The organism is Blautia sp. CGZ-1-C1 (assembly GCF_056504575.1).
In genome coordinates, this window is record NZ_JBWLUT010000100.1 from 1 (window position 1) to 9,390 (window position 9,390).

General features: G+C 40.0%; 13 protein-coding genes and 1 pseudogene. All 14 read right to left on the bottom strand.

All coding sequences use genetic code 11. The features are described 5' to 3' along the window. Window positions 1–908: radical SAM mobile pair protein B (locus AC058W_RS08855; RefSeq protein ID WP_117846126.1), on the bottom strand; the 908-nt coding region annotated here is incomplete at its 3' end. Further along, on the bottom strand, window positions 896–1,585 hold the full coding sequence (locus AC058W_RS08860) for a radical SAM mobile pair protein A (protein WP_117846125.1): 690 nt from the start codon (window positions 1,583–1,585) through the stop codon (window positions 896–898). The genes AC058W_RS08860 and AC058W_RS08855, both read right to left, overlap by 13 nt. Next, window positions 1,582–2,019: a radical SAM mobile pair system MarR family transcriptional regulator gene (locus tag AC058W_RS08865; protein WP_004853467.1), complete on the bottom strand. Its 438-nt coding sequence runs from the start codon at window positions 2,017–2,019 to the stop codon at window positions 1,582–1,584. Before AC058W_RS08865 ends, AC058W_RS08860 begins: the two co-directional genes overlap by 4 nt. 132 nt (window positions 2,020–2,151) lie before the next feature. Beyond that, complete coding sequence (locus AC058W_RS08870; protein WP_242986972.1) at window positions 2,152–2,769, bottom strand: helix-turn-helix domain-containing protein; 618 nt, start codon at window positions 2,767–2,769, stop codon at window positions 2,152–2,154. Between the two features lie 22 nt (window positions 2,770–2,791). Continuing rightward, window positions 2,792–3,277 carry a phosphatase PAP2 family protein gene (locus AC058W_RS08875; RefSeq protein WP_479389987.1) on the bottom strand — a complete coding sequence of 162 codons (486 nt, stop codon included), beginning with the start codon at window positions 3,275–3,277 and terminating at the stop codon, window positions 2,792–2,794. A gap of 344 nt (window positions 3,278–3,621) precedes the next feature. After that, a pseudogene (locus AC058W_RS08880) lies at window positions 3,622–3,944 on the bottom strand (TfoX/Sxy family protein). A gap of 53 nt (window positions 3,945–3,997) precedes the next feature. Beyond that, entirely contained in the window at window positions 3,998–4,600 is a 603-nt protein-coding gene (locus tag AC058W_RS08885) for a Type 1 glutamine amidotransferase-like domain-containing protein (protein WP_044986750.1), read from the bottom strand. A 54-nt stretch (window positions 4,601–4,654) separates the two neighbouring features. Further along, entirely contained in the window at window positions 4,655–4,819 is a 165-nt protein-coding gene (locus tag AC058W_RS08890; protein WP_182474173.1) for a hypothetical protein, read from the bottom strand. A 90-nt stretch (window positions 4,820–4,909) separates the two neighbouring features. Beyond that, window positions 4,910–5,242: a DUF3784 domain-containing protein gene (locus AC058W_RS08895; RefSeq protein WP_117846384.1), complete on the bottom strand. Its 333-nt coding sequence runs from the start codon at window positions 5,240–5,242 to the stop codon at window positions 4,910–4,912. A 292-nt stretch (window positions 5,243–5,534) separates the two neighbouring features. After that, window positions 5,535–6,560, bottom strand: a complete 1,026-nt coding sequence (locus AC058W_RS08900) for a CPBP family intramembrane glutamic endopeptidase (protein WP_117677733.1) — start codon at window positions 6,558–6,560, stop codon at window positions 5,535–5,537. A 28-nt stretch (window positions 6,561–6,588) separates the two neighbouring features. Continuing rightward, a complete protein-coding gene (locus AC058W_RS08905; protein WP_118138214.1) occupies window positions 6,589–6,906 on the bottom strand; it encodes a hypothetical protein in 318 nt (105 codons plus the stop codon). Between the two features lie 98 nt (window positions 6,907–7,004). Beyond that, entirely contained in the window at window positions 7,005–7,298 is a 294-nt protein-coding gene (locus tag AC058W_RS08910; RefSeq protein ID WP_243009989.1) for a TIGR04076 family protein, read from the bottom strand. A gap of 152 nt (window positions 7,299–7,450) precedes the next feature. After that, window positions 7,451–8,779, bottom strand: coding sequence for a nuclease/transposase family protein (locus tag AC058W_RS08915; RefSeq protein WP_479389988.1), 1,329 nt, complete (start codon window positions 8,777–8,779; stop codon window positions 7,451–7,453). Between the two features lie 51 nt (window positions 8,780–8,830). After that, on the bottom strand, window positions 8,831–9,274 hold the full coding sequence (gene tnpA / locus AC058W_RS08920) for an IS200/IS605 family transposase (RefSeq protein ID WP_118574580.1): 444 nt from the start codon (window positions 9,272–9,274) through the stop codon (window positions 8,831–8,833). Between the last annotated feature and the right edge of the window lie 116 nt (window positions 9,275–9,390).

The following is a 9,390-nucleotide window of genomic DNA, read 5'->3' on the forward strand; positions in this document are numbered from 1 at the left end:
TAGCGATTTCTTTTTCCGGTATTCTCTGTCCCACGGATTTCCTCATGATAGAAATAATCTACGATCACCGGATGCCCCTGCGGGACTCTGCCATAAGGCATTTCATTATCCGCAAAGACACAATCATACTTCTTAGCCATTTCCTCAGCTTTTACTTCAAGTGCTTCAAAGTAGCTACGGTTATGCTTGTTATAGATCTCGTCGTAAAGTGGTACAAGATCAGGATATTTTCCAGCGATATAATCCATAATTGTCTTTTTGAAACCGCCTCGAAGATTGAGATTTTCGAGCCAGAACAGATCGCACTGATCCTTTACCCGCTCAAAGATTGCTTCAAAATCCGTGATACCGGGGAATACCGGGGATACGAAACAGACTGTACGGATACCTGCCTCATATACCTGCTTCATAGCAGCGATACGGCGCTCAATGCTCGAAGCAGAATCCATATCATTCTTGAAATTTTCATCTAGTGTGTTGATCGACCATGAAACGGTTACACGTCCAAGCTTCTTCAGCAGATCAATATCCCGTACCACAAGATCCGACTTTGTGCAGATCAGAATATCTGCGTCACTGCCGATCAGCTGCTCCAGAAGTTTTCTGGTATTCCCGAATTGCTCCTCCTGTGGATTGTAGCCATCTGTCACAGAACCGATGACCACCCGCTGTCCGGCATATTTCTTCGGATTTTTAATTTCCGGCCAATGTTTCACATCAAGGAAAGTGCCCCATTCCTCCTTGTGCCCGGTAAAGCGCTTCATAAAAGAAGCATAGCAATACTTGCAGGCATGTGTACAGCCCACATAGGGATTGACCGAGTAACCGCCTACCGGCAGACTAGACTTAGTCATGATGTTCTTTGTTTCCACCTCACGAATGAGGATTCCATTTATTACTTCTGCCATGATTTCTGTACCTCTAACACTTTATTAAATTCTTCCGGCATTTCCTGAATCATATTTTCATCCCCTATGATAGGGACAAGGTCTTCCTTCATAAACACCGGAATGCCGAGCTTATGTGCCTGGTCCGCCAGAGACCATGCCCATTCCGGCTCCGTATGAATCTTCCTGCTCTGAGCTCCGGTCATGGTGCCGACAACGATCCAATTGATTCCGGAAAGGTCAACTGTGCCGGGATCGTCGAATAACGGCTCAAAGGTAACATGGTAATGTTTTGCTCTGACGTTTTTCCGAAGGGCGTCGATACGCCACAGTTCTGCTTTCCTCGTCACCGTAACGCCAAACCATGCGTTTTCCAGATCGGTATCAAAATCCATCAAATCAGGTCGCTTGGTAAGGAACAGGAACTGATGCTGTGGATTTTCACGGATCTTTACAAATACCTCGTCTCTCCATTCCGGCTTCCATCCGGAGAGATCGCTCATCCCAGTAAGAAGAAAGTTCTGCGGACGTTTCTTTTCCATCATCTTGAGCTTACCCGGAAAGAATTCAGGGTCAGAGAAGTCTTCAATCATATGCCAGCGTTTCACGTTGTTGCGGGCATAGCAATATGTACACCCCACTGTGCAGCTAATGACGATATTCATGTTCTGAATCTGATCTTTGATACAAATACTCATGACTTCTGCCACTCCTCAAGATTCTTTCTGATGCGGTCGAGGCATTCCTCAAACCGGGTAATTTCTTCCTCTGAAAAACCTTTGTAATAAATACTGCCCATCTCATCAGATACAGAATCGTACTCGCCCTTTAAGGCATGTGCTTTCTCAGTCAGAAACAGGAGTGTTTTCCTTTTGTCCGTTTCAGACTGAACACGGCTTATCAGCCCTTGATTTTCCATTCTTTCCAGCATCGTAGTAAGAGATGTTATCGCTAATCCGCATTTAGTCGAGAGTGACCTGATTGAGATACCATCCTCCTGCCACAGCACATAAAGAATACGCCCCTGAGCTCCATTAAATGCATCAATATTCTTTTCACTGAGAATTTTCTCGAAAATCCGGTCTCCAAGCTGTTTTATTTTGGTGACAAGAAATCCTCCATTCATTTCCATACAAAAGCTCCTATATAGTAGTTTATTAAAAACATATTATATAGGAGCTTTATTGTCAACAGGTTATATGTCTTAATAGGTAAATTCCATTTTTTTCAATTCTCCAAACTGGAATTTGTATGGCTCAACTCCTTATCGACCGGCCATAGCTCGTTTATAAAGTAGACCTCCTTTTATAAGTAACAACAGAAAAGCCACTGTTACTGCATATGGTTCTCTCGCAATCGCCAGATACAAAACAGTAATAATACTAAGCCCTACAGACAAAAAAGTAATCACCTTTTTTCCCTTTTCAAATTTGAAATTGACCATTAAAATATTCACAATTCCAATAATCGTTAATGCGATAAAAAGACCCCAGTATGTCATACGAATCCAAATTTCATTATCTACATACTCAATAAGACTTACTGAATAGATATATCCATCAACCGGTTTGGAATACAATGGAAGAAAAATAAGCATCAAAGAGAGCAAATCGGTAAATCCAAATAACAAGTCACATAGACCATTGAGATTTGACTTGTTTTCTTTTTCAGAAATCAAAACCAACTGATCTCCGGATAACAGCTCATCAATGGACACAGAGAAATATCTGGATATTTCCTTTAATGAATCTATGCTCGGATATCCTCTTCCGGATTCCCATTTTGAAATTGCAGTTCTTGAAACAAATAATGCCTCGGCTAGTTCTTCTTGTGTCAAACCTCGGCTCTTTCTTAATTCCTGAAGCTTTTCATGGAATTCCACCTCCTGCACCTCCTTTTTTATTTCACTTTTTTATTGTTAGCATAACTACTGCCTTATAAACAGTAAATAATCCGGCACTTAACAATACACCACCCACAATATCCGTAAACCAATGTACTCCGGAAATCAATCTGCCGATAACCATGAATGCAGAAAAAGCGATTGCTAGAATCGTTATGATTCTTTTCAATGTAGAACATGACATTCTTCGCTGGATCTGTTCAACCAAAGTCGGCAACACGCACAATACCAGTAGAGTCGTTGAAGAAGGATAAGAAGCCTCCATAATTCCATTGATTAAAATTGGTCTGTAATTGATTGGGATGATCTCAAAAATGAAGTATGCCAGTATCACTATAACATAATAAACTCCCAGGATAATGATATCGGGATCCACTTTGAAGAGACTTCTTCTCTTTATTAACTGAACCAGTCCAATACCTGCAAAAATCAGGCATACAACTAAAGGAATCAGACCCATCCAATCGGTAATCGTATAAATTGTCATATTAACATTTTGTTAAACGATGAAACCAGCAATTGAATGTTGCAAATCCAATATTCGTTGCATTCTGCCCCAGTGGCTGCACGTCTACCATCTGGATCAAAGCTGTCCATATTGCAAACGCTATAATAAATATACCTCCTAAAAATAAAACTTGTTTTCCATTCTTTTTCATCATTATACGTCCTTTCTATATTGGTTTGTCTTTTCGACGATTTCACCTTATCAAAAAGCGTAAAATGACGTAAGAATCGCTCTTTCACATGTATGACACGATTCGTATCATCCCCACAAATGCGTGATTTTCTGTATATTTTCCTGAATACCTATTCCTACAAATTTCGATTTTATGACTTCTTCTTTTTTTGTGCAGGAAGTTCATCATACATAGCGACAAACAATCTTGTCAGGAAATCTTTGTTATCAACATTATTAACCAACAACATCTCTTTTGCTCCATCATAGGGCAACTCATAAATTGCATTAGGCATAGAGTCAGAAACAGCAGATTTTACAGGTTTTAACAAGCAACGCTATCGTCACATATACCGCCAACAATTTTCTCACGATAATAGATGATATACTCGCCCATCATCGCACGGTATGAAATTCCCTCTAAATCGGATAACTGTTCCAATATAAAGGTTAAATATTCTTTACTTGAAGCCATATCTTTCTCCAATCTATTCTTATTTTTCTATTGGATAAACTTGAATTTTCAAATTAGTCTTTGCAAATAACCTTTGAACCTTCACCATCAATTACAATTCCCTGACGGTTGTTAATTGGGCATAGATTCAAATCCGAAAACTCAGTCATTATTTTCTCGGTAACTTTCTTAAATGGTGCTGTAAGATAATGCGGAAGAACATAGAAATCAATCAAATCAAGCCCTGCATCATCTTCTTGTGAGTAGTCCTCTGGCTTTTCATCCATTTGCTCGATATATTGGATGCTTGGAGCGCATATAATTGCGCCTGCCGACTCGCCGATCATCAATTTTCCATTTGCCAATTCCTTTTTCAGTAGCCCATCAGCTCCCGTTTTACGGAGCTGGTCCATAAGAAAGAAAGAATTTCCGCCGGTAAAATATATCACATCTGCTTCTTCAAAAACAGACTGTATCGTTGAATAAGCCTCCGTTGAAATATCAATTTCAGTTACGATTGCTCCCAACTTTTTGAATAATTTTCGAGCCGAGCCGACATAACCGGTGTAGCCTTCACGCAGTGAAGCTGTTGGAATAAATGCGACTTTCTTATTTTCAATTTCTTCCTTTATCAGACTTCCCACACTTGAAAAGTGCGAACATAAAAATAGTTTCATCAATATTCTCCTTTATAAATTCCGATTTTCTTAATTCTACAAACCGGAATTTTCTCAATTCTTCATCTCTGTTTTTTTTCTTTTACAATTAATTAATAGACCAATCGTTGAAATAACAAAAATTAATGCTGATGTTAGAGAAAAAATACCATCAGTAACCACAAATATGATAAACGTGGCTAATGGAATATAATTAAGAATACTTTTCAAAATTTTCATGTCCAATCCTCCTTTTTAAAATCTCATTAATCTTATAAAATATTTTGTTCTAAAAATTCCGAGTTGTTAAAGTCCACAAGTCGAAATTTGTCACCTTCTACATATTGTATTTCCCAACACAATAATTATCACAACATCAGCTAAAATAATACCCAATGCAATATACACAAAAAATGCTGGTAAAATATTTTCAAACACTCCCATAATTAATAGAAGAATTGCTATAACAGACATTCCAATTCCCATTGTTCTGCATAGCTTTTTTTCATTATATTTTGCCTTTTCTTCTTTTGAAGCTGTATTATATCCGGAAATTAACCAACTTCCATGTCCAGAAATCAAAGCTATGGAAAGTACAGCAAATATTATAAATCCAACATATACTATCCAGTCTGGTCCAGTTGATAAGTCTGCCAGTTTCATTTGTATAACACCTCCCACCAAATACCGATTTCTTAGTTTTAAAAACTGGAATTTTCTTATGCTCCTGTTCTATTTTACAACCACAGTGTGAACAATATTCTTCACTATTTATAGGTACACCCCTTAATGATTTGCCACAGAATGGACATTGATTTTTGATTACAATTATGATTAACCTATTATCAATTTTTGCAAATATCATCCAATCTGCAATACATGAAATTAAAATAACTATTCCTAAAAATGCAGGTACTCCTGCAAATTGTTCTAAATAATTTGAATGAATTCAATATTATGCTTTTTTCTCCTTAAATGGCTTCAGAAAGATCACCCATCCAAAGATCAGCAGATTCATTACCAGTGCAACAGGAATATCTCCCCAGTGGATTTGCTGATTCTGAAGTACATCCGCAGAGTACGTTCCTGAAAAAACTACCACCATATTATTATTCAGAAAATGAATAATTATCGGAACCCAGATATTCTGGGTTTTCATATAAGTATATGCCATAAAAATCCCCAGTGAAATACAGGTAACAAACTGGCTTGCCAGAGCCGCCAGCCCCATATCCGGCGTAGTGTAATAGAAGAAGTCTATTGGCAGATGCCATACAGCCCACACACAGCCCAAAAGGATTACGCCGCCTTTTAGTCCAAATTTTTTCTGAAGAAGAGGCTGAAGATAATATCTCCATCCGTATTCTTCTCCAAAGAATGCCACTACTGACAGGAAAAAGTTTACCAAAACAGTAAAAAATATGATCCAGGTAGTAGGATTTGCCATTATTTTGCCAAATTCAGAAAGCTGGCCGCTCAGAGCACAGGCAATCACAAATCTGAGAAGATATAATCCAATAAACAACAGGATCATACGAATAGATATATTCCAATGTTCGCTGTTCAGTCCATAGGATCTGCGCTTTTCTTTACCGGATTGCAGAAGAAGAATCCAGAAAATAACGCTGCCACCTATTATAACGTACTCCATGATCGGTGTCCACTGAGAATATGGCATGCTCATCAGATCTCTATTTTGGGGAGCCAGAACAGAAGCCGCCGTGCAGACAACCAGCACCGCCGTGAGAGCTACAAAGAATATGTAAAAAGCCGTTGGAAGATTTTTATCTCCTTTTTTGGTAATTAAATAAGCCATCATCACACCTGCTGCTGGATACAGCATCTGCGCATTTGGAAAAGCGCTGAGATCAAGACCTTTTCCATAGCTATACCACATCAGAAGTCCCATTACATATGTGATTCCGTATGCTATAATCACATAGATCAATAGCTGTTTTTTCTCTGTTTGCATAAATTTCATAATTTCCTCCTTGCAACTTCAAAGTTATTTACTTCTCTTCATACTTTTTAACGATAACTAAACTATAAGCAGCCATAATTACAATTGTTTCCACCATCACACCAATAACCGACAACAGAACGTATGGTGTATTTTGATCATCTAACAGCGGAATTCCTAATATAACAAAAATGATTCCATAGATTATAAACAATAGTCCGCTCGCACGATTGTAACCTTTAACATCTTTTACTTTTATTGTTTCGGTATTAGCCCAGAATCCAACAGGATTCTTAGAAAACATATCTTTTATTCCTAATCCAATTATAAACACTCCCAAAAGTGACCATATAACAAACCCAATCATATTGTTTCTCCTTACAAACCGCATTAAAACCATAATGAGACACATTCTTGTATTTCCCAAAATCGAGATTTACTAATTCTACAAATTCCGATTTGCCTTTATCCTGTATATGCATCTTCGGCAGTATTCTTAAAATTCTGCTTCTCAAGCCACTGCTTTTCTTCCTCATTCTCCGGAATGTCAATTCTCTCTATCTTAAATATCACAGGTCTTGTACCATCATTGCAACAGGTAATCATCATTCTCTCATCATTCGTCCACCCATGCATGATGGAACCACCCTGCAATGCGGTATAAACATATCTGCTGACAGCATCCCATGCTTCGCCACAGAACTTTCCGTTCATCAGATGATAAAAATTATCCTGCTGCGGTGTCCTTGTGAACCTCACATGGCTAAAGTCACGTGCTTCCAGACGCTTTAGGCGTCAGACTGAATATCGGCGGATACGCCTGTAACTTAGGTGCGCAGTTATGCGCATTTCCCATGCCAGATATGGCTGGTTCCCACATTACAGGTAATCCGCTGTATATCTGCCTGTATCTATGCTGCTTTTAAGAGTTCCATTTCTGAATGGAGTTTCCTCAGATCTGCATAGACGCATGAGGTTCTACGCTTTACAGGAGGGACTTTTGCCTCCAGCAAAGACCTTTCCGTTACCGGAAGGGGTTTTAAAAGTTCCCTTATAAAATATCTGGCTCCTATATTATAGGATGCTGACAGGTCACAATTATATCGTTTTCCTGTCTGGAAAGTACACAGGCTGTGATTTTCCCAGTCACGTGTTACCGCCCCGGAACCATCATAAGCCAGTCTGCTGGTATTCCATGCACAGATCCGGGATATCCGCATCTCTTTCCTGTGTGCCTGATGTTCACAGCGTCTTTGGATATCCCGCTTTCTCCACAGGTGCAGTTTCTGTTTTTTCTTTCCCGGTATCTTCCCCTGCATCTCCAGATACTCGAACACGATCACATCTGCATGGTTTTCTTCCGCATATCTTACAATCGCACATGCAATCTTTTTACCCAGTTCTGTGTTCAGACGTTTCGTATATGCCCATCTCCCCTGTGTCTGCGCAGAGCCATATTCCCTCTGGGATCTGCGGATCCGTCCCAGTGTGCGGTACATCCGGTCTTTTTCACTGGGATGATCTATGAATCTTCTTCCCAGGACAGTTCCGTCTGAACGCATGATGGTACAGACCGCATCGGTATTGCTCCCCAGATCCACACTGCAGATGATCTGTTCTTTTACCGGTATTTTCGTCAGTGTTACTTCTTCTGTATAGGAAAAACGCAGAAAATACCGGCGGTGTCTCTTTTCCAACGCAGGAGCCGATGCCTTCTTTCCTTTCCAGTTCCTGCGAAGATATTCCATATCAGTACGTTTTAAATATACACGGAACCATTTCCAGTCATGCCCGTCGTACAGTTTCAGATATGCTTCATCTTTTCCTTCTGCTCCTTCGCGGTACATCACATCCCGGTAAAAGACCGGCATGGCATGGTTCCTGCAGGTAAGTTTCGGCCTTCCGGACAGCACTCCGGTCTCTTTCCACTGCCCCAGCCGGGTCTCATACGAAGATACACTTCCAAGCGCATGCTGGATTGCAGACCTGCGGAGGTAAGACGGCATCTTCGGAAAACGAAGGTCAAAATCAAACCGGGCTGTGTTTTTCTTCGTCATGTGTACCATATGCTCTGCGGTATTAAAACGCTTTTTTGTCTCCGGGATCTTCCTCAGTTCTTCCCAGACCTGTGCGTAGATCTCTGTCAGGTAACCGACTGCCTGACGATAGATCTCCATTGTCTGACGGACCGGGATATTCTGTTTTCGTATCTCCACACCATAGCTGGATACTGTCCGCATCTTCTTCCACCTTTCCCGCAAAAACAAACGTTTCTGGAATGATCCCTGTACTCAGGGCTTTCTCTCTTCTTTTTCCTTCTGTCCTTCGATATAGGCAGATACCTGCTCACGGCTCCGGTCACTGACTGTAACGGCACAATAAGACGGGTTCCACAAATGTCCTCCCCACAGTTCTTTTTTCAGCTCCGGATGTAAAAGGAACATCTGACGTGCAAGATTCCCTTTCATGATCTTGATCATATCTGAAATATAAAACTGCGGCCGACAATCCACAAGCATGTGGATATGATCCGGCATGACTTCCATTGCCAGAATCTGAAACCGATACTCTTCTGCCAGATCCTGCAACATCTTTTTGCATTCCAGGTCGATTCCGTCTTTTAATACTTTCTTCCTGTATTTCGTACACCAGACCAGATGATACTGCAGAGAATATACGTATCCTCTACCATATGAAAGCTGATTTTTATTTATATTAAATATATCTTTTTCCATGTCTGTATTATACCATATGCATTTCTTTAAGTAAACATTTGTTCTGGATATTTTTTATAAAAATTGCGCGTCTAACTCATCACTGAAGTAACGAGAATGCGACGCGCAGTTATTCA

Coding starts and splice junctions, on each gene's coding strand:
- AC058W_RS08860 (WP_117846125.1), bottom strand. CDS start 1,585: ATGAGTATTTGTATCAAAGATCAGATTCAGAACATGAATATCGTCATT.
- AC058W_RS08865 (WP_004853467.1), bottom strand. CDS start 2,019: ATGGAAATGAATGGAGGATTTCTTGTCACCAAAATAAAACAGCTTGGA.
- AC058W_RS08875 (WP_479389987.1), bottom strand. CDS start 3,277: ATGACAATTTATACGATTACCGATTGGATGGGTCTGATTCCTTTAGTT.
- AC058W_RS08885 (WP_044986750.1), bottom strand. CDS start 4,600: ATGAAACTATTTTTATGTTCGCACTTTTCAAGTGTGGGAAGTCTGATA.
- AC058W_RS08890 (WP_182474173.1), bottom strand. CDS start 4,819: ATGAAAATTTTGAAAAGTATTCTTAATTATATTCCATTAGCCACGTTT.
- AC058W_RS08895 (WP_117846384.1), bottom strand. CDS start 5,242: ATGAAACTGGCAGACTTATCAACTGGACCAGACTGGATAGTATATGTT.
- AC058W_RS08900 (WP_117677733.1), bottom strand. CDS start 6,560: ATGAAATTTATGCAAACAGAGAAAAAACAGCTATTGATCTATGTGATT.
- AC058W_RS08905 (WP_118138214.1), bottom strand. CDS start 6,906: ATGATTGGGTTTGTTATATGGTCACTTTTGGGAGTGTTTATAATTGGA.
- AC058W_RS08915 (WP_479389988.1), bottom strand. CDS start 8,779: ATGCGGACAGTATCCAGCTATGGTGTGGAGATACGAAAACAGAATATC.
- tnpA (WP_118574580.1), bottom strand. CDS start 9,274: ATGGAAAAAGATATATTTAATATAAATAAAAATCAGCTTTCATATGGT.